16 protein-coding genes and 1 tRNA gene are annotated in these 19,352 nt (G+C 60.4%); 5 read left to right on the top strand and 12 right to left on the bottom strand.

Annotated features, from left to right (window positions below; genetic code table 11):
- Positions 1-65: 65 nt before the first annotated feature.
- The 4 genes from C7U61_RS03285 to C7U61_RS03270 form a co-directional block, all read right to left on the bottom strand.
- Positions 66-1,661: an ABC transporter substrate-binding protein gene (locus tag C7U61_RS03285; protein ID WP_106996677.1), complete on the bottom strand. Its 1,596-nt coding sequence runs from the start codon at positions 1,659-1,661 to the stop codon at positions 66-68.
- A 341-nt stretch (positions 1,662-2,002) separates the two neighbouring features.
- Positions 2,003-2,491, bottom strand: coding sequence for an iron-responsive transcriptional regulator RirA (gene rirA, locus C7U61_RS03280; protein WP_106996676.1), 489 nt, complete (start codon positions 2,489-2,491; stop codon positions 2,003-2,005).
- Between the two features lie 155 nt (positions 2,492-2,646).
- Entirely contained in the window at positions 2,647-2,994 is a 348-nt protein-coding gene (locus C7U61_RS03275) for a VOC family protein (RefSeq protein ID WP_106996675.1), read from the bottom strand.
- A gap of 145 nt (positions 2,995-3,139) precedes the next feature.
- Positions 3,140-4,636 (bottom strand): CoA-acylating methylmalonate-semialdehyde dehydrogenase, encoded by a 1,497-nt coding sequence (locus C7U61_RS03270; RefSeq protein WP_106996674.1) that lies wholly within the window; start codon positions 4,634-4,636, stop codon positions 3,140-3,142.
- A gap of 124 nt (positions 4,637-4,760) precedes the next feature.
- Between C7U61_RS03270 and C7U61_RS03265 the strand changes: the two genes are divergently transcribed.
- Positions 4,761-5,642 carry a LysR family transcriptional regulator gene (locus tag C7U61_RS03265; RefSeq protein WP_106996673.1) on the top strand — a complete coding sequence of 294 codons (882 nt, stop codon included), beginning with the start codon at positions 4,761-4,763 and terminating at the stop codon, positions 5,640-5,642.
- A gap of 21 nt (positions 5,643-5,663) precedes the next feature.
- On the opposite strand, the gene C7U61_RS03260 is transcribed toward C7U61_RS03265, so the two are convergent.
- Positions 5,664-5,870 (bottom strand): hypothetical protein, encoded by a 207-nt coding sequence (locus C7U61_RS03260; protein ID WP_106996672.1) that lies wholly within the window; start codon positions 5,868-5,870, stop codon positions 5,664-5,666.
- Between the two features lie 182 nt (positions 5,871-6,052).
- Here C7U61_RS03260 and C7U61_RS19440 point away from each other — a divergent pair, with 182 nt between their 5' ends.
- The gene (locus C7U61_RS19440; protein WP_181315773.1) at positions 6,053-6,199 is read left to right on the top strand and encodes a hypothetical protein; all 147 of its coding nucleotides are present in this window, start codon (positions 6,053-6,055) and stop codon (positions 6,197-6,199) included.
- Positions 6,200-6,251: 52 nt separating this feature from the next.
- Here C7U61_RS19440 and C7U61_RS03255 read toward each other — a convergent pair.
- Together C7U61_RS03255 and C7U61_RS03250 are read right to left on the bottom strand one after the other, a co-directional pair.
- Positions 6,252-6,328: transfer RNA gene (locus C7U61_RS03255), tRNA-His, on the bottom strand.
- A gap of 216 nt (positions 6,329-6,544) precedes the next feature.
- Complete coding sequence (locus tag C7U61_RS03250) at positions 6,545-6,991, bottom strand: phasin (RefSeq protein WP_069612335.1); 447 nt, start codon at positions 6,989-6,991, stop codon at positions 6,545-6,547.
- Positions 6,992-7,212: 221 nt separating this feature from the next.
- Between C7U61_RS03250 and C7U61_RS03245 the strand changes: the two genes are divergently transcribed.
- Entirely contained in the window at positions 7,213-10,851 is a 3,639-nt protein-coding gene (locus C7U61_RS03245) for an ATP-binding protein (RefSeq protein ID WP_106996671.1), read from the top strand.
- 18 nt (positions 10,852-10,869) lie between these two features.
- Here C7U61_RS03245 and C7U61_RS03240 read toward each other — a convergent pair whose 3' ends face one another.
- A complete protein-coding gene (locus C7U61_RS03240; RefSeq protein ID WP_106996670.1) occupies positions 10,870-11,271 on the bottom strand; it encodes an aldehyde-activating protein in 402 nt (133 codons plus the stop codon).
- A gap of 262 nt (positions 11,272-11,533) precedes the next feature.
- Positions 11,534-12,424, bottom strand: a complete 891-nt coding sequence (locus tag C7U61_RS03230) for a LysR family transcriptional regulator (RefSeq protein ID WP_106996668.1) — start codon at positions 12,422-12,424, stop codon at positions 11,534-11,536.
- Positions 12,425-12,598: 174 nt separating this feature from the next.
- Between C7U61_RS03230 and C7U61_RS03225 the strand changes: the two genes are divergently transcribed.
- Positions 12,599-13,495, top strand: a complete 897-nt coding sequence (locus tag C7U61_RS03225) for a DMT family transporter (protein WP_106996667.1) — start codon at positions 12,599-12,601, stop codon at positions 13,493-13,495.
- 20 nt (positions 13,496-13,515) lie between these two features.
- Here C7U61_RS03225 and chrA read toward each other — a convergent pair whose 3' ends face one another.
- Together chrA and C7U61_RS03215 are read right to left on the bottom strand one after the other, a co-directional pair.
- On the bottom strand, positions 13,516-14,919 hold the full coding sequence (gene chrA / locus C7U61_RS03220; RefSeq protein WP_106996666.1) for a chromate efflux transporter: 1,404 nt from the start codon (positions 14,917-14,919) through the stop codon (positions 13,516-13,518).
- A 6-nt stretch (positions 14,920-14,925) separates the two neighbouring features.
- Positions 14,926-15,738: a sulfurtransferase/chromate resistance protein gene (locus C7U61_RS03215; protein ID WP_106996665.1), complete on the bottom strand. Its 813-nt coding sequence runs from the start codon at positions 15,736-15,738 to the stop codon at positions 14,926-14,928.
- A 373-nt stretch (positions 15,739-16,111) separates the two neighbouring features.
- Between C7U61_RS03215 and C7U61_RS03210 the strand changes: the two genes are divergently transcribed.
- The gene (locus tag C7U61_RS03210; RefSeq protein WP_106996664.1) at positions 16,112-17,134 is read left to right on the top strand and encodes a class I SAM-dependent methyltransferase; all 1,023 of its coding nucleotides are present in this window, start codon (positions 16,112-16,114) and stop codon (positions 17,132-17,134) included.
- 84 nt (positions 17,135-17,218) lie between these two features.
- Here the strand turns inward: C7U61_RS03210 and C7U61_RS03205 are convergent, their stop codons facing one another.
- Positions 17,219-19,129 carry a DEAD/DEAH box helicase gene (locus tag C7U61_RS03205; RefSeq protein WP_106996927.1) on the bottom strand — a complete coding sequence of 637 codons (1,911 nt, stop codon included), beginning with the start codon at positions 19,127-19,129 and terminating at the stop codon, positions 17,219-17,221.
- Positions 19,130-19,352 lie beyond the last annotated feature (223 nt).

Genomic DNA, 19,352 nt, shown 5'->3' with positions numbered 1-19,352 from the left:
GGTCAGGCAAGTAGCCTGACCGCCGGGTCGCCCGATCCTAGCCGGGCATTTTCACAGATTTTTCGTTATTCGGCGATATCGACGCCGTCGAAGCGGTGAACGCCAACCGGGTCCTGATGGTAGCCGGAGACATTCTTCGTCATGGGGACGAACTCTTCCGAGTGGTCGATGGTCATCCACGGGGCTTCGCGCTTGAAGACGACCTGAGCCTGTTCGTAGAGCTTGGTGCGCTCCTTGACGTCAGCCGTCTGCTTGGCCTTCTTCACCAGATCGTCGAACTCCTTGTTGCACCACTGCGCACGGTTGTTGCCGCCGACGGCGTCGCAGCCGAGCAGCGTGTCAAGGAAGTTGTCCGGATCGCCGTTGTCACCGGTCCAGCCGAGGATAGCCGCACCATCACGGTCCTTGGCGGACGAGAGCTTCAGGTACTGAGCCCAGTCGTAGGTCACGATCTCGACCTTGACGCCGATCTTGGCGAGGTCTGCCTGCATCAGCTCGGCAGCGCGGCGGGCGTTCAGCATGTAGGGACGCGACACCGGCATAGCCCAGATCTTCATGCTGAGATCCTTGACGCCGGCCTTTTCCAGCAGCTTTTTGGCTTCTTCCGGATTGAAGGCGTCGTCCTTGATGTCCTTGTTATAGGACCACATGGTCGGCGGGATCGGGTTCGTCGCAACCTTGGCAGAGCCCTGGAAGACGGCGTCGACGATGGCCTGCTTGTTGACGGCCATATTGATCGCCTTGCGCACTTCGACCTTGTCGAACGGAGCCACCAGCGTGTTGTAGGCGAGGTAGGAAACGTTCAGGCCGGCCTGCTCGAGAACCTTGAGGTTCTTGTCGGCCTTGAGGTCCTTGATGTCGGCTGCGTTCGGGTAAGGCATGATGTTGCACTCGCCCGACTTCAGCTTCTGCGCGCGGACGGAAGCATCCGGCGTGATCGCGAAGACGAGATCGTCGATCTTTTCCTTGCCCTTGAAGTAGGTTTCGTTCGCCTTGTAGCGGATAACGGCATCCGGCTGATAGGCGACGAATGCAAACGGACCGGTGCCGAGCGGCTGCTGGTTCATCTGCTCCATCTTCTTGTCGGCCTGCAGCTTGTCTGCATATTCCTTCGAGAGGATCGAGGCGAAGTCCATCGCCAGGTCGGCGAGGAAGGGAGCTTCCGGACGGTTCAGAACAAACTTGACCGTGAGGTCGTCAACCTTGTCGATCGACTTGATGAGCTTCGGGAAGCCCATGCCTTCGGCATATTCATAGGAGCCGCCGGCAACATACTTTGCCCACGGATTGTCCGAATTCAGCTGACGACCGATCGAGAAGATGATGTCATCGGCATTGAGATCCCGCGTCGGCGTGAAATAGTCGTTCGTCTGGAACTTCACGCCCTTGCGGAGCTTGAACGTGTATTCCTTGCCGTCCGGAGATACGGTCCAGCTCTCGGCAAGGCCGGGCTCGATTTCGGTGCTGCCATGCTTGAATTCGACAAGGCGGCTGTAGACCGTGCGCGACGAGGCGTCGAAAGTGTTGCCTCCGGTGTAGAGACCCGGATCAAAACCTTCCGGCGAGCTTTCCGAGCAATAGACAAGCGTTTTCGACCAGGCGGACGTCGCCATGACCGAAGCCAAGGCTGTCACTGCCAGCAGGACAGAAATCTTTTTCATGATATCGTTTCCCAGATTGTTATTCTTTTGAAGCCGTGGACACCACCAGAGGTTCCCATCCGGATCGCGCCGATGGAACTTTATTTTAAGTTTGAAAGCAACAAGTGCCGCCTAAAATTTTTCCAATTTCTGGAGTTTGGAAATTTTTGGATGAAAAAACCTCTGAATTGGTAATTTTCTGGCAAAAATTTGCATGCTTTTAGTAGATTCAGAACGATTTGCCGTTTTCCTCTTTCAATGCACGAACCATTTATTGCCCGGGTAGCAGGCAATACAAACGAAAATCCGCAGCTACCGGCAGTAACTGCGGACCGAAACATGTCCAAATTTTAGATGACTGATCAGGCTGCGGGGACTGCGACCACCGGCTTCTTCGCAATCGCCTTGTGATCCTTGTCCGTGAGGCCGAGCAGGAAGTTGATCTGCGGCCGGGCTTTGACGAGGTCGTCGATGGAATATTCGGTCAGAACGTCGAAGAAAGCGTTGAGCGCCTTGCGCAACGCAGAGTTGAGACCACAGCTATCGACCAACGGGCATTCCACCACGCCCTCCTCAAAACATTCGGCCATGGCGAAACTGTCCTCGGTGACGCGGACGACATCGAACAGGCTGATATCGGCCGCGGGCTTTGCAAGGCGCACGCCGCCATTGCGGCCGCGCACGGTTTCGACGAGACCTGCCTTGGTCAACGGCTGCAGAATCTTGAAGAGGAACAGCTCGGATACGCTGTATGCCCGGGCGATTTCCGGAATTCGGCTGAGATGGCCTTCATTGGCGGCGCAATACATCAGCATGCGCACTGCGTAATTGGTCTGCTTGGTCAAGCGCATGCCGATCTCCTGGAATCGAGGCTGCTTAGGGGGCTGATCCCGTATATAGTGGCTTTCGCAGTTTTGAACAATTCCAAAATATGAAATTCATATTCAGCTTATTTCGAAAGCCACGATCCAGTCCTTGCCAGCCTCTGCCCGACCATGCACGAAACCTAGGGCACGGAGATCCAGACCGCCATTTCACAGCCGCCCGGCTCGCGGAAGTGAAAACGGCGGCCGCCGGGAAAATCGAAAGCCGGACGGGTGATGACGCCGCCGGCAAATTCGACGGCGCGCTGTGCGGCCTCCAGATCGGTGGTGCGCACGACGGGCAACGGCGTTCCAGCGGCCTCTCCCGCATCCCCGTCTATACCGGCATCTATTCCGGCCGCCTCGATGACATGGTAGGTCGGCCCGTAGCTGACAAAGCTCCAGTCGAATGCTTCTTCGAAGAAGCGGCGGGTCTTCAGGCCGTCTTTCGACGGAAATTCGAGATAGTCGATCTGATAGGTCATGGCCATGGCGCGGCCCTCCCGTTGTTCTCTTTTTGTTCTAAATCAAAACAGCGGCCGTGACAAGATGACTCCGTTGAAAACAAACGCAATAAAAAAGCCGCCGTCCGAAAAATTCCGGACGACGGCCGACAAGAGCCAGTGATTACGATGCTTATTTCATCGTCGGCATGACGAATTCGGCGCCATCCTTGATGCCGGACGGCCAGCGCGCGGTGATCGTCTTCGTGCGCGTCCAGAACTTGATGGAGTCCGTGCCATGCTGGTTGAGGTCACCGAAGCTCGAAGCCTTCCAGCCGCCGAAGGAGTGGTAGGCGAGCGGAACAGGGATCGGAACGTTGACGCCGATCATGCCGATATTGATACGCGAGGCGAAATCGCGGGCTGCATCGCCATCGCGGGTATAGATGGCGACCCCATTGCCATATTCGTGCTTCATGGGCAGTTCGAGGGCTTCCTCGTAGTTCTTGGCACGGACGACGGAGAGAACCGGCCCGAAGATCTCGGTCTTGTAGATGTCCATGTCAGGCTTGACGTGGTCGAACAGCGTGCCGCCGACGAAGTAGCCGTCTTCATAACCCTGCAGCTTGAAGCCGCGGCCGTCGACGACCAGCTTGGCGCCTTCCTCGACGCCGCGGTCGATCAGGCTGTTGACGCGGTTATAGGCATCCTTGGTAACGAGCGGGCCCATGTCGGCCTTCTCGTCGGTGTAGGGGCCGATACGCAGGGATTCGATCTTCGGCACCAGCTTCTCGACGAGACGATTGGCGGTTTCTTCGCCGACCGGAACTGCGACCGAAACAGCCATGCAGCGTTCGCCAGCAGAGCCGTAGCCGGCGCCCATCAGGGCGTTGACGGCCTGGTCCATATCGGCGTCGGGCATGATGATCATGTGGTTCTTGGCGCCGCCGAAGCACTGGGCGCGCTTGCCGTTCATGGCGGCCGTGCCATAGACGTAGCGGGCGATCGGCGTGGAGCCGACGAAGGAAACGGCGGCGATATCCGGATCCGTCAGGATGGCATCGACGGCAGCCTTGTCGCCGTTGACGACATTGAGGATGCCCGCCGGCAGGCCGGCTTCGATCAGGAGCTCGGCGAGACGGATCGGAACGGATGGATCGCGCTCGGACGGCTTGAGGATGAAGGCGTTGCCGCAGGCAATGGCCGGGGCGAACATCCACATCGGGATCATGGCGGGGAAGTTGAACGGCGTGATGCCGGCGCCGACGCCGACCGGCTGGCGGATGGAATACATGTCGATCGCCGGGCCGGCGCCTTCGGTGAATTCGCCCTTCTGCAGGTGCGGAATGCCGCAGACGAATTCGCAGACTTCGAGGCCGCGGATGATATCGCCCTTGGAATCTTCGACCGTCTTGCCATGCTCGGTCGAGAGCAGCGTCGCCAGCTCGTCCATGTTCTTGTTCAGAAGCTCGACGAACTTGAAGAAGACGCGGGCGCGGCGCTGCGGGTTGGTGGCGGCCCATTTCGGCTGCGCGGCCTTGGCATTTTCGACGGCGGCGCGGATTTCCTCGACGCTGGCAAGCGCGACGGTCGCCTGCACTTCGCCGGTTGCCGGATTATAGACGTTGCTCGTGCGTCCGCTCGTGCCGGCGACGCGCTTGCCGCCGATGAAATGACCGATCTCACGCATGGATGTGCCTCCTCGTTTTCTTGGATGCTGACAGGATGGCACTTCAATTTGCACAAATCAATGAGCTGCTATAAGCAACCGTTGTGCAAAAATTAAAGTCCTTCCTATTGAAGAGAGGATGCCAATGGATTGGGATGACGTCCGCATGTTTCTGGCGGTGGCGCGCACCGGGCAGATTCTTGCCGCCTCCAAGCGGCTCGGCGTCAACCACGCCACTCTTTCCCGTCGCGTGACGACGCTGGAGGAGCGGCTGAAGACGCGGCTGCTGGTGCGGCGCACCAATGGCTGCGACCTGACCGCTGAGGGCGAAATCTTCCTGCATGCGGCGGAGCGCATGGAAACCGAAATGCTGCGCGCCCAGGCGAGCGTCGGCCACCTCGACAGCGCCATAACAGGCACGGTGCGTATCGGCGCGCCTGATGGCTTCGGAGTTTCCTTCCTCGCGCCGCGGCTCGGGCGGCTGATCGCCCGCTATCCGGAACTGCGCATCCAGCTCGTGCCCGTTCCCCGCTCCTTCTCGCTGTCGCAGCGCGAGGCCGATATCGCGATTACGCTCGAACGTCCCGAGCAGGGTCGCCTCGTCTCATCGAAATTGACGGATTATACGCTGGGCCTTTATGCCTCGAAAGGCTATCTGGAGCAGGCCGGATTGCCCGACAGCGTCGAGGCGCTGAAGCTGCATCCGCGCGTCGGCTATGTCGAGGACCTGATCTTTACGGCATCGCTCAATTTTTCCGGCGAGATCATGCGCAGCTGGGACGCCTCCTTCGAGATCTCCACCGCGATCGGCCAAACGGAAGCGGTGCGTTCCGGCGCCGGCATCGGCATTCTGCATGATTATATTGCCAGACAGTTTTCGGAGCTGGTCCGCATTCTGCCGGATGTCTCCATCAAGCGTGCCTATTGGACGACCTATCATGAAAGCGCCCGCGATCTGGTGCGCGTGCGTACTGTTGCGGACTTTCTGCAGGAGCTGGTCAGCGAGGAGCGGCGAATCTTCCTTTGAAAGGGTGCCGAAGGTCACGCATCAGGCTATCAGGCTGCACCACCAGGACGGCGCATGCGGCGGCTGAGCCTCCGCATGCTTCGGCGGCTCCTCGTTCTCGTCGGGATTAGGGACGGGAGCCTCATCCGGCAACCTGTCCGGCTCCGGCTCTCCAATCGGCGGCTTCGGCGCCCAGCCTGGCTCCGGCATCGGAGGTGCATCGGGGATAGGCTCGTTCGGTACAGACATGCCCGTTCCTTTCGTCTGCTTGCCGATACGGACACAACTACGAGCGATGCGGACGGTTCCAAGATAATTTCGGTATGCGGCACGCATTCGCCACAGGTGCGCGGTTCCCCACCCCCGCCTTGCTGCTGGACAAAGACCGGACGAGACCTAGTATTTTCCGGAGAGATCAGGGAGCCAGGACGATGAGCGACAAGAAGCAGCAGAAACCGGACGAGAAAGAACACAAGGAGCAGGACGATTATCTGGAGGAAGCGCTGGAGGAGACTTTTCCGGCAAGCGATCCGATATCGCCCGGCCATGTCGCGAAGAAGCCTGAAGACAGGAAATAGGCCCGCTAGGTCAAAGGCGTCGGCATCTTCTACAAACGAACCGGAGAGAAAATGGTACGGTTGGGGGGTCTCGAACCTCCGACCTCAGGTGCCACAAACCTGCGCTCTAACCAACTGAGCTACAACCGCACTTGCTCGCGTCGCCGCGAACGGGGGTGACATACGAGGACTTTGAAATTATTTCAAGTCCTATCTCCCCGCAATATGAAAAAGCTTTGCAGATATCCAAATGATGATGCGCGGCCAGATACCGGCCCAGCCGGCTGTTCAGCAAATGAAAAGTCCCGCCCCAGGCTCTCAGCTGGGAACGGGACATTCGTGCCTTGGGAGGCTTGTCGGAAATGATTAGGCCTTGAAGGAGGCCATTGCCTTTTCAGCGGCATCCTTGGCGGGCTTTGCCAGCTTCTCGGCGACCTTCTTGGTGGTGTCCTGGATGGACTTGGCCTGCTCGACGGTGACTTCGGCCTGCTTGCGGATGAAAGCGGTCTGAAGTTCGAAGAGCTCTGCAACGGACTTGACGCGCAGCAGGGCTTCCATGTGAGCCAGCGAGCTTTCGGCATTGGTGCGCAGAACGTCGATAGCCTTGAGGCCGATTTCTACTGAACCAGCCTGTGCCGTCTGCACCGTTGCTTCAACTGTCTTGCCTGCTTCTTCGGTGGCAGCCTTCAGCTTGGCAAAGGCTTCCTTGGACTGGGCGGCGCCCTTTTCGGCGAAGTCGCGGAAGGATTCGGAGAACTTGGACGGGTCGAATGCAGCCGTTGAAAAAACGTCGTCTTTCTTTACAGTAGCCATGATTACGCTCCTAAAATGGCCCTCCCTGAGGGGCCGTCGTGAACCTGTGTGAGGAGTATATAATATAGATTATTGTGCGGTGCAACATATTTGTGCGCCGCACAAGGCGTTAACCTTTCCGGCTGAAAAATGGGGCGCTCGCTGGACCGAAAAGCAGGGCGCCGTTATTAATAAACTATTAAATCACGAGAGGCGGTTACGCCCGCAAGACAGGTTGGAAAATGCCCGCAATTCAATACCCGTTCATTGACATTGCCGTGCATCCGCGCGTTCGGGAACGTTTTGCGCGCGGTGAAGCCATGGTCATGTTCTCGACCGGCATGGACCGCGTGCTATGGGCAAATGCCGCCGGCGCCAACCTTTTCGGCTATAATATTATTTACGATTTCATCGAGCAGGGTCCGAAGTCCGGCGACATTTCGTTTCGCCAGATCGAGGCGACCGCGCGCGGCCTCGGTGCTGTCGGCGACCAGCGCACATTCCTGATCCGCATGGCCTCGGGTTTCCAGCGGGCCGTCGTCAATGCTGCCGTGGAGCTCATCCGCATCCAGGCCGGCGAAGAGGCCGTGTTGTTTTCCTCTCCGGTCTCCGCGAAGCCGCTCGCGGTGGCGGAATGCGCCAAGCGCATGATCGATGGATTCGACGATCCCGATACCCATATGGCCGTCATCGGCCGCGACGGCGAAATCGTTACCGCCTCCGCCGGCTTCAGGACGCTCGGCGTAACGCCGCAGACGGCGCGGATGCTGACGACGATGGCAGGCGCACAGCCCGATCGCCTCATCAAGCGGCCGATCCCGACGGGCCACGGCTATCTGCCTGCCGCCATCGGCAAGCTCTCCGAAATCCCGGCCCTGCACCTGCTGTTCGTCGTGGAAACGGTGCTTGGCCATCTCGACCCGACGGAAAGCCTTGCCGATGAAGCCGGCCCCGCTGCGGCCCTGGAACCGCAGGCGGAAGAAACCCGCAAGGAACTCGAAGCAGCAGCGCCGGACGAAGAGCCAAGACCCGCTTCGACCGCCCCGTTCGGCGACATCATCGATGCGGTGGCCGGCATTGAGGAGCTGGACGAAACTCCGGAATATCGGGAGGATGAGCCAGGGGAAGCAGTCTCGGCCGCCGGAAGTCCGAGCGCAGCCGGAACGCAAGCGACCGCCGATGCGGATAGCGCGACCGAAGCAGCTAGCGGAACCGAAGCTCATGCCGATGAGCATCCGCCGGAAACCGTGACGAATGGCGGAGATAACACTGCCCCAGAGAAAACCGCAGCAGCGGAACCACCTCCGCCGGAAGCAGATGCCGATACCGAAAACACGCCCTCGCAAGGCTTCAATTTCAAGCGCAACGGACGCGCCACCCGTTTCGTCTGGAAGATCGATGCCGCCGGCCGTTTCAGCGAGGTTTCGCGCGAATTTGCCGATGCGGTGGGGCCGCATGCCGCTCAGATTGCCGGTATCGCCTTTGCCGATGTGGCGAGCCGTTTCAATCTCGATCCGGATGGCAAGATCGCGGAACTGCTGGCGCGGCGCGATACATGGTCCGGCCGCACGATCTATTGGCCGGTGGAAGGGACGAGCCTGACCGTGCCGGTCGATCTTGCCGCCCTGCCGACCTATACGCGCAGCCGCGAATTCGACGGCTTCCGAGGCTTCGGGGTCGTCCGTCTGGCGGATGCCATTGAAGATCCGATGAAGCGCGGCATGGCTCTCGGCACACAGGCCGCCAATGACGCTGCGGCCGTTGCCGAAATGGCCCAGGAAGCAGAGGCGGCATTGGACGAGCAGTCCGCTCCGGAAGCTCCTCCGGCAACGGAAGAGACGGAGAGCCCCGGTCAGGATACCACCGGAGCCGAGACAGCCTCGCATTATGAACCCCCGGCCCTGCGGATTTCCGAGACGCCGAACCGCCGCGAGTCGGACAAGGTCGTCCGTCTCCACGAGCGCCGGACATTGACGCAAAGCGGCCTTTCGCTCAGCGAACAGGCAGCCTTCCGCGAAATCGCCCGACAGCTTGAGCCTTTGGGCAAGCGCGCGGAGCAGCCTGGAGAGGAGCCTCGAGACGAGCGGCATGAAGACGGTGCCGATAGTTCACCGCAGCCGAATGCGGCTGACGAGATCCTTCCCGAGACCCCGGAAACGAGCGATGAAAATGGCCATGTCGATGACCAGCCGGCCGCGCCAAGTGCGGAAGAGAAAGTGTCGCCACCGGTCGTGACATTCGTCGAGACCACGGACGATAACAGCCTGAAAACGGCTGATGAGGCTACCGTCGACGTGACGCCGGCATCGGCCGAGCCGGAGGAGGATTTCGATCCCCTCGACGTTCTGAACAACGCCATTCCACCGCGCGTGAAGATGCGCACGGGCCTGTCGCCCGACATTATCGACCAGCTGCCACTCGCGATCCTCATCCATGCCGGTGACCGCCTGATCCACGGCAATCCGGAGTTCCTGCGGCTGACAGGCTATGACAGCCTCGATGAACTCGAGCATGTCGGCGGACTGGATGCGCTGCTGCAGCGCAACGACCTCGAAGGCAAGACCGAGCAGCCCGGCGCAATGATGGTCGTGCGTGCCGATGATGCGCTGGTGCCGGTGACGGCCCGGCTGCAGTCGATCCGCTGGGAAGAGGGTACGGCCCTGATGCTGGCGCTGATGCCGGTGGAAAGAAACGAGCCGCCGGCCCCGCCGCCAATTCCTGAAGAAGCCCGCCCCGAGCGCATCCTCGAAAAGGTCGCCAAGCTGCAGGTAGAGATCGAAGAACTGCGCTCGACGCTGGAGACGGCGACGGATGGCGTGATCATCATCGGCCAGGACGGCGAGATCCGCTCGATGAACCGCTCGGCGAGCGCACTCTTCAACTATGACGATCAGGAAACCCGCGGGAAACCCTTCGTCATGCTGTTTGCGCATGAAAGCCAGAAGGCGGTGCTCGATTATCTCGGCGGCCTTTCGGGCCATGGCGTCGCCAGCGTTCTGAACGATGGCCGCGAAGTGATCGGCCGCGAGGCTTCCGGCGGTTTTGTGCCGCTGTTCATGACCATGGGTCGGCTGAATTCCTCGAACGGTTACTGCGCCGTCATCCGCGACATCACGCAATGGAAGCGCACGGAAGAAGAGCTGCGCAACGCCAAGCGCGCTGCGGAAACCGCCAATGCCCACAAGACGGATTTCCTTGCCCGTGTCAGCCATGAAATCCGCACGCCGCTCAACGCCATCATCGGCTTTTCCGACATGATGGCCGGCGAGCGCTTCGGGCCGATCGGTCACTCGCGCTATATCGAATATGCCACCGATATCGGCCGTTCCGGCCGGCACGTGCTCGACATCGTGAACGATCTTCTCGATATCTCCAAGATCGAGGCCGGCGAGATGGATCTGGATTTCGCCTCTGTCGGCCTGAACGAAGCGATCACCGAAGCTGTGTCTTTGATACAGCCGCAGGCCAACAGCCAGCGCGTCATCATCCGCACCGCCCTGTCGCAGGCTGTGCCGAATGTCGTTGCCGACCTGCGCTCGATCAAGCAGATAGCGCTCAACATTCTCTCGAACGCCATCCGCTTTACCCCGTCGGGCGGTCAGATCGTCGTATCGACCTCCTATGAGGGCAATGGCAGCGTCGTGATGCGCATCCGTGATACCGGCGTCGGCATGACGCGCTCGGAGCTGGAGCAGGCGATGAAGCCCTTCCGGCAGGTTTCGACCAATTCCCGCAAACGCGGCGACGGCACCGGCCTGGGACTGCCGCTGACCAAGGCCATGGTCGACGCCAACCGGGCAACCTTCTCGATCAACTCGGCCCCGAACGAGGGCACGCTGGTCGAGATCACCTTCCCCTCGCCGAGGGTACTGGCGAACTGAAAAAACTTCGGCTCGGCGTCAAAACCAGAGGTCGCGCACGCATCGCCCGTCGGAAGGAAGATCTTCGAACGTATCGAGCCCATCGAAATGATCGATCGGCAGGTCGGCAACGAGATCGGGCGGCGCCAGCCGAACATTGACGGCCATGCGCCGGCGGCCATTCCTTTGCAGTCTTAGGCCTCGCCAGCTCACGACGCAGGCGCAGGACGGGCAGAACAGTATTTCGAGGGACGGCTTGTCCTTGCCGGCGCGAGTATAGGAGGCGGTCTGCCCGGTGACGGAGACCCGCACTCCTTCGTAGTCGTAGGCCCACAGCGTGCCGTAGCGCCGGCAGAGCGTACAGTTGCAGGCGGTAATCGAGCTTGGATCGCCTTCGAGCGTCCAGCCCGTCTTGCCGCAATGACATGAGCCGATCAGCATGATGAGGCCCCATTCGCTGCCTGGTCGAGAACAGCATTGTGCCTCAGTCGAGCAATGCCTGCAAACCTTCGAAGCGGCTTCGCCCTTCGAACATCAGCAAGTATTCGACGAATGCACCCGCGGAGACATGGCTTGTCCTGCTGGACAATCGTCTCACCGCTTACAGCCGTTTCGCTTTTCTTCGAATCGCGAAAATGCTCTATCTCTTTGTTTTTACGCAACTCCGGACGGAAAACCGCTCCGCACTTTTCCTGGAATTGCTCTAGCTCACCAGAGCCAGCCCCCCATAGCGGCTGATCTCGCTCTCGATCTCTCCGACCAGCGTATCGAGCGCGGGATTTCTCACCCTTCGGCCGCGTCTGACCACATAGGCCAAGGCGGGCGGCACAGGCAGGCCTTGGGTGATGATCTCCATCTCGGGCTGCAAGTGACGGCCGTTCAGCAAGGCCACGCCCAGGCCGGAGGTTACGGCGGCAACGATCCCCGCCGCGCTTGCACATTCGAATACGGTTTCCAGCACCACGCCGCCATCCTGCCCGATATCGAGCGCCCATCGACGATAGAAGCATTCGTCATCGAAGGATAGAAATGGCACCGGGCCTTCCGGCGACAGGGCGAAATCCGGGTGTTTGACCCAATGCAGCTGCTCGCGAAAGAGAACGAGATCGGTCGGGCGAACCTCATGGGCGAAGACCTGTATAATGGCGGCGTCGAGCTCTCCCCGCTCCAGCATTGCCCGAAGGATGAGGCTCATGCGGACCTTGGTGCGCACGGAGACATTCGGGTGCAGGCGGCGGAAGCGCCCCAATATGCGGGCGAGGTCGGTGCAGGTCGTATCTTCCGTCAGGCCGAGGGCGACGCGGCCGGCGAGCGATGTCTTCGAGAGGCTCAGAAGCGCCTCGTCATGCAGGCCGAGGATGCGCCCGGCATAATCCAGCAAATCCTCGCCGGCAGGGGTGAACATCGGCGCTCCGGGCTTGCGGCTCAAGAGATCGCAATCGAGGCTGGTCTCCAGCCGCTTGATTTTGTGGCTGACGGCGGATTGCGACAGGCCCAGAACCTCGGCGGCTCGGGTAATGCCGCCATGATGGCGGATCGCCCACAGGGCACGCAGAGCATCGATTTCCAATCGTCGGCTTGTCAATTCAGTCATGGTAAAAACTGGGCTCGGTCATGGTCGTGTATAAAGGATGCCCTTTCTAGCGGGATCTGGCAAATTGCCATGACCTTTGAGACTGAAATGTCATGGCCTGATCGATATTTGTCATGTGTCATCCGACGGCCGCTCGCCTATGGCTGGCAGTGCGGCCATTCAATCGAGAACACGATGATCGATCAAAGCCTCTCCCGGACCGCGCCGAACCAGCGGCGCTTCCTTTGGCCGCTGATGGCCGCGCTGCTGATCGTCAGCTGGAGCTCAGGATTCGTCGGCATCCGCTATGCCAGCCGGGAGACCAGCGTCATGCTGCTCCTGTTCTGGCGAACGCTTCTGTCGGGTTTGATCCTGCTCCCCCTTGCTCTCTCGATCGGCCCGCGGATGCGGATGCGCGCAATCGCCGAGCAGATGCTGTTCGGGGTGATGTCGGTCTTTCTCTATCTCGGCGGCTTTGCGCTGGCGATCGAACAGCGGGTGCCGACCGGGTTGGTGGCGCTGATCTCAGATCTCCTGCCGCTCGCGATCGCGGCCCTCTCCCAACCCCTGCTGGGGGAGAGGCTGAGCGGACGCCAATGGCTGGGAACGGCGATCGCAGTCTCAGGAGTGTTGATCGTGTCATTGGATAGCCTCACCTTCGGTTCCGCGCCGATCTGGGCCTACGGATTGACAGTCGGGTCCATGCTGATCTTTGCCTTCGCATCGGTTCTGCACAAGCGGCGGCGGACCGGGCATATGCCCGTTCATCAAAGCCTCTGCATCCATACCCTGACGGGCTCGGTGCTGTTCGGCATCTGCGCCATGATGCACGGCGATCTAGCCCCGCCGATGACGCGCGGCTTTATGATCGGCATCATATGGCTGGTGCTGATCGCAACCTTCGTCGCCTATTCGGTCTATTATACCAGCCTGCGGCTCTTCCCCGTCGCGCAGGTCAGCGCAGCGATCTACCTCAGCCCGCCCGTGACGATGCTATGGGCCTGGGCTCTGTTTTCCGAACCGCTGACAACGGCAATGTTTGTCGGGTTGGCGGTGACGCTGGTGGGCGTTTGGCTGACCTCACGTGGTTGAGAGCGCGCAGGCCTCTGCTATCAGGAAACGAACCCCGCCCAGCCGACCCCCAAAGCGGCAGATGCCAATAAGGTCGAGATCACCGACATCTTCAGGCGAAAGATGGCGATGGCGGCCAAAAGGGTCAGCACCAGCGAGGGCAATGAAAGCGAGGTCAGGACAGGCAGATCCATCGTCCAGAAGCCATAGGTGAAGCTCGTGGTCTCGCGGAACAGCACATGGAGCCCGAACCAAATAGCAAGGTTCAGGATGACGCCCACGACGGCTGCCGTTATCGCCGACATGGCGCCGGTCAGCGCCACATTGCCGCGCATCTTCTCGATGAAGGGCGCGCCTGCGAAAATCCAAAGGAAGCTCGGCAGGAAAGTGACCCATGTTGTCAGCACGGCAGCGAAAGTTGCCGCCGCAAGAGGGCTGAGGGCGCCGGGGTTGCGATAGCCCGCCAGGAAACCAACGAACTGCGTGACCATGATCAGTGGTCCAGGCGTCGTTTCTGCCATCCCTAAGCCATCCAGCATCTCGCCCGGACGCAGCCAGCCCAGCTGCTGCACGGCCTCCTGCGCGACATATGCCAGCACGGCATAGGCACCTCCGAAGGTGACGATTGCCATTTCGCTGAAGAATATCCCGATTTTCGAAAAGACATTGTCTGGACCAGCCGTCATCAGGAGAGCCGCAACCGGAATGAGCCACGCGGCCGCCAGCGCACCTGACGTCTTAAGAGACCAGGCGAGGTTTGGTCTGGCATGCGAAGGGATATCCTCGCCAAGAACGGAGTCCTTGTCTTCCAGAATTGCCCCCGAGCCAGACGTGTGGCCGCCGCCCGTTTTGAAGGCAGCGACCCCTGCCCGGGAGGCCATGTAGCCGGTCAGTCCGGCTCCGACGATGATGATCGGGAACGGAACATGCAGGAAGAAGATCGCCACGAAGGCGGCGGCGGCCAAAGCAACCATAGCTCTGCTCTTGAGGGCTCGACTGCCGATACGAAAGACGGCCTGGATGACGACCGCCAGCACGGCGCATTTGAGCCCGAAGAACATCCCTTCGATAAAGGTCAGGTTCCCGAACAGGACATAGACATAACTGAGTGCGAGAATTGCCAGGAAGCCCGGCAGGACGAACAGGATGCCGGCGATCATCCCACCCAGCGTCCTGTTCAGCAACCAGCCGATATAGATGGCGAGCTGATGCGCTTCGGGGCCAGGCAGCAACATGCAGTAGTTCAGGGCATGAAGGAACCTGTGCTCTCCCACCCATTTCTTTTCGTCGACGACGATACGGTGCATGACGGCGATCTGTCCCGCCGGTCCGCCGAAGCTCAGGGCGGCAACACGGGCCCAGACCCTGACCGCCTCCTGGAGGGGAACGATATCCCGATCAGCCGCGCTTGATCGCTGGGCTACATTTTTTACGAGATCGGTCATCGTCGTTTACATCTTCCTCGGATTTGGCCAGTTGTGCCTCTCTTCCGTCGCGTCACGACACCAACGATAGAAGGCGTCGTAAAGCGTCATGCCGGCTTCCAACTGCTGCAGGTCGTCGTTGAACATTCGCGAAAGCCCCAGCGAGGCCGCAAGCAGGCCGGACACTTCAGGTGCCAGGTCGGGCCGGGCGGTATCGGCGCCGCGAACGATGGTTGCAAGATGAAGCAGAGGCTCGCTGCCGAGGCCGAACTCTTCGATCATGACATCGAAGGTGCATAGCTCGCCCCGATGGCTCCAGAAGACATCCTCGATATCGAATGGCGTTGCCATGAAGCGATCGGCGACAGCCGCAACTTCGGTTGCGGGAACGAACAGGAAGATCGCTGATGGATCGATAAAGCGCCGGATCAGCCATGGGCAAGCGATGCGATCGATCTTCGGCCGCGCCCTTGTTACCCATACCGTCCGTCCCTTGGCATCTCGCGGAGGCAGCTTTTCCCCGGCGACCAGCATGTACTTCGCGCTGCGCCACGCTTCGAACCCGCCTTCCAGAACCTCCGCCTCCTTTCCTACGACGCGCAGATGGGCGGCCACTCCGTGAGCGAGTTTCTGTCCTTTCTGACAGAGAATGATGGCAGGCCCCGCTAGTTCGCTCGCCCAGTCGGTTATCCTTCGATAGTCGCGACGGACGGAGCCAGGGATAAGACGGGGATCGGCAGCGAAATCCTCGTCGTTGCGAACGTCGATGATCATCGGCAAATTGGGCGTGCCGATAATACGATTGAGCTTGTCGGGTGTAATTTCCAGAAATGACGGCATAGCGCGTCCTCCGTTGGCTCGGTTTTACGGACGCGATTCTTCAGCCGTAGCCTCGTGGGGTGATCGCAACCCCATGATCGATTTTCTGCCAGACGCGCTTCAAATGTCAAGCCGAATAACCCGTGCTGCATCATGCAGACATTTCCCGGATTTCCGCAGCCGCTTACAAATTGTGCGTAATGGCGTGGTTGTTGCGAAGTTTCTGCAGCGACGATGGGAGCCTTGATGCTTCGGTCGCGCCACCGGTCAAGAATATCTGATGTATCCTTTCAGTATTATCGATGGAAAACTTAAAATCAGTCGGCTTTTGTGAGATAGTTCATTCTTGGGACCGACTATTCCGGTCGGTCATTGGGCACATAAGGGGGATTCAATGTCAACGACGGCAGTAGAAGCAGACGTAGGCGAAGTTTCACCTAATCTAGTAGTCGATGCGATGTTTGCCTGCCGAAAGACGGCCGCCATCGTAGCCGCCATAGAACTCGATCTTTTTACCTTGATTGGTGACGGCAGCAATGCAGCATCCTTAGCGGCCGCAACAAACGCAGCCGAAAGAGGCGTGCGCATTCTGTGCGACTATCTCGTTGTAAACGGCTTTCTCACGAAAGCAGGCGATCGATATGCTCTGACCCCATCCAGCCGAGTTTTCCTCGACCGGCACTCACCAGCCTATATGGGCGCGGCCATCGAATTCCTGGCAGCACCGGAAATTCTCAAGCAGATCCTGGACGATCCGACTTCCTATGTCCGCAACGGCGGGTCCATTGGATTGGCAAACATGTCTCCGGACAATCCGGTTTGGGTAAAATTTGCTCGCGGCATGGGCGCGTTCACAGGTGGCAGCGCGATCAGCCTCGCCAGAGAAATGTCCAACCTGCCCATGCAGCCAAGGAAGATACTTGATATCGCTGCAGGGCACGGGCTTTTCGGGATCGAGATGGCGAAGGCTTTTCCGTCAGCCCAGATCGTTGCGGTCGATTGGGGCTCCGTTCTGGAATTGGCCAAACAAAACGCGCAGCAATTTGGCGTCGCCGAACGCTACGAGGTCATTCCCGGCAGCGCATTCGAAGTGGACTGGGGCACGGACTACGATCTTATCCTGCTGCCGAACTTCCTGCATCACTTCGACCTCGAAACCTGCGCGGGATTGCTTAGGAAGAGCCGGGCTAGCCTGAGCGCCGAGGGCAAGGCGGTTGCGGTGGACTTCGTGCCGAACGACGATCTCGTCTCGCCGCCCTTCCCGGCCGCTTTCTCATGGGAGATGCTGGCCGGTACGCCAAGAGGCGAGGCCTACACGCAGAAGGACCTGGTCAAGATGGCTAGGCTTGCCGGTTTTCAAAATGTGAGGGTGAAGCCACTACCACCAACGCCGTCGAGCTTGATCTTCTTCGAGTAACCGTGGTCGGATATCGCTCTCCCTTTGCCGGAAGATGCGGAGACAGCGCCAAGGGGCCGCCGCCCCTTGAACTCGTGACAGAAATTAATCCTGAGCCCGCGCAGCCTTGCGCTTGGCCCTCGAATTCGGCTTGCCTGCTGGCGGGCCGCCGTCCTTCTTGGCGAAATTCGGCTTGCCGGGCTTTTTGGCCCAAGGCTTCGTCTCCGAGCGCTCGGAAACGCCGCCCTCACCTGCATGCGCCCTCTCCGGCTTGCGGTCGGACTTCCACTTCGGCTTGGGTCCATCATTCGAACGGGCGCCCTTCTCAGGAAAGGATTTCTTCTTCGCGAAGCCGCCTTCCCGCTTGGCCTGGAAATCCGGCGCGCCGGCGAGCGGCTTAACGCGGATGCCGCGCTCGAGCGTCTTGTCCGGACCGATGGCAGAAAGGAAGCGCTCAGCGCTCTCCGGCGAGAGCTCCACAAAGGTTTCTTCGGGCTGCATCTTGATCGCGCCGATGTCGCGCTTGGTGAGATTGCCGTTGCGGCAGAGCATGGGGATCAGCCAGCGCGGCTCGGCATTTTGCTTGCGTCCGACGGACAGGGACACCCAGATGCCGTCGGTAAAGTCATTCCGCCCTGCACTCTCATCGCGCGGCGTAACGGGAAAATCGTCCCGGCGCGGCTTCCGGCGCTCGCCCTCGGCCGGCACGTCCTGCAATTCCTCGGGCGCGGAATGACCGGCGCGGTACTGCCGCAGGAACGCAGCCGCAACCTGCTCGGCGCCATGGCGCTCCAGCAGCTGCCGGACGATCGACTGCTCGTCTTCGGCAGGCGGCGCTGTAAAGACCGGATCGGCGAGAAGGCGCTCATCGTCGCGCTGGCTCACCTCGTCGGCGGACGGCGGCTTTGCCCAAGTGGCGCGGATGCGGGCGGCTTCCAGCAGGCGCTCGGTGCGCCGGCGGGCGCTGAGAGGCACGATCATGGCGCTGACGCCCTTGTTGCCGGCGCGGCCGGTGCGGCCGCTGCGATGCAGCAGCGTTTCCGGATTGGTCGGCAGATCGGCATGAATGACCAATTCCAAGCCCGGCAGATCGATGCCGCGAGCGGCAACATCGGTTGCGATGCAGACGCGGGCGCGGCCGTCGCGCATGGCCTGCAGCGCGTGCGTGCGCTCGTTCTGGCTGAGTTCGCCTGAGAGTGCAACGACCGAAAAGCCACGATTGTTGAAGCGGGCCGTCAGGTGATTGACGGCGGCGCGCGTCGAGCAGAAGACGATGGCATTGCGCGCCTCATAGTAGCGCAGCACGTTGATGATGGCGTTTTCCCTGTCGCTCGGCACCACGGTCAGGGCGCGATATTCGATATCTACATGCTGCTTAGCTTCGGAAGCCGTGGCGATGCGCACGGCGTCGCGCTGATAGTTTTCGGCGAGCTTGGCGATCGAGCGCGGCACTGTCGCGGAAAACATGAGGGTGCGGCGTTCGGAGGGTGCGGCTTCCAGAATGAACTCCAGATCCTCGCGGAAGCCGAGATCGAGCATTTCGTCGGCCTCGTCGAGCACGACGGCGCGCAATTCGGATATGTCGAGCGAGTTGCGGCGGATATGATCGCAGAGACGGCCGGGCGTGCCGACGACGATATGGGCGCCACGCTCGAGCGTGCGTCGCTCCGTGCGCATGTCCATGCCGCCGACGCAGGAGGCAATCGTCGCGCCGGTCAGCCCATAGAGCCATTCCAGCTCGCGCTGCACCTGCAGCGCCAGTTCGCGGGTCGGCGCGATCGCCAGCGCCAGAGGCGCGCCGGCGGGACCAAACCGTTCCGCGCCATCGAGCAGGCCGGGCGCCAGCGCCAGGCCGAAAGCAACCGTCTTGCCCGAGCCGGTCTGGGCCGAGACAAGCGCATCCTTGCCGGCGAGGCCCGGATCGAGCATCGCCTTTTGCACCGGCGTCAGCGTTTCATACCCGCGCTTCGCCAAAGCCTGGGCAATCGCAGGAGCGATGCCTTCGAATTCAGTCATCATCTGTCTTTCGGAATTCTTCGCGCACCATCAGGCGGCGATCATCGTGGTTCGCACGTCGCGAACCTCTTCTTCAGGCGTGCACATACTTGCTCAATGCCGCAATGTACAGAGCAGACGCGTTTTCATGCGGGGCGAAACGAAAAAAAGGCAGCGAACTGCGCTGCCTTTGGAGTTTCTGCTGTCGAAAGCAAGCTCGAGTCGGGGAACTTCATGTCTCGGG

It is taken from the genome of Rhizobium sp. JAB6 (assembly GCF_003024605.1).
Lineage (GTDB): Bacteria > Pseudomonadota > Alphaproteobacteria > Rhizobiales > Rhizobiaceae > Rhizobium.
Note: the sequence above shows the minus strand (reverse complement) of the source record. Positions and strands in the feature narration are given on the sequence as shown.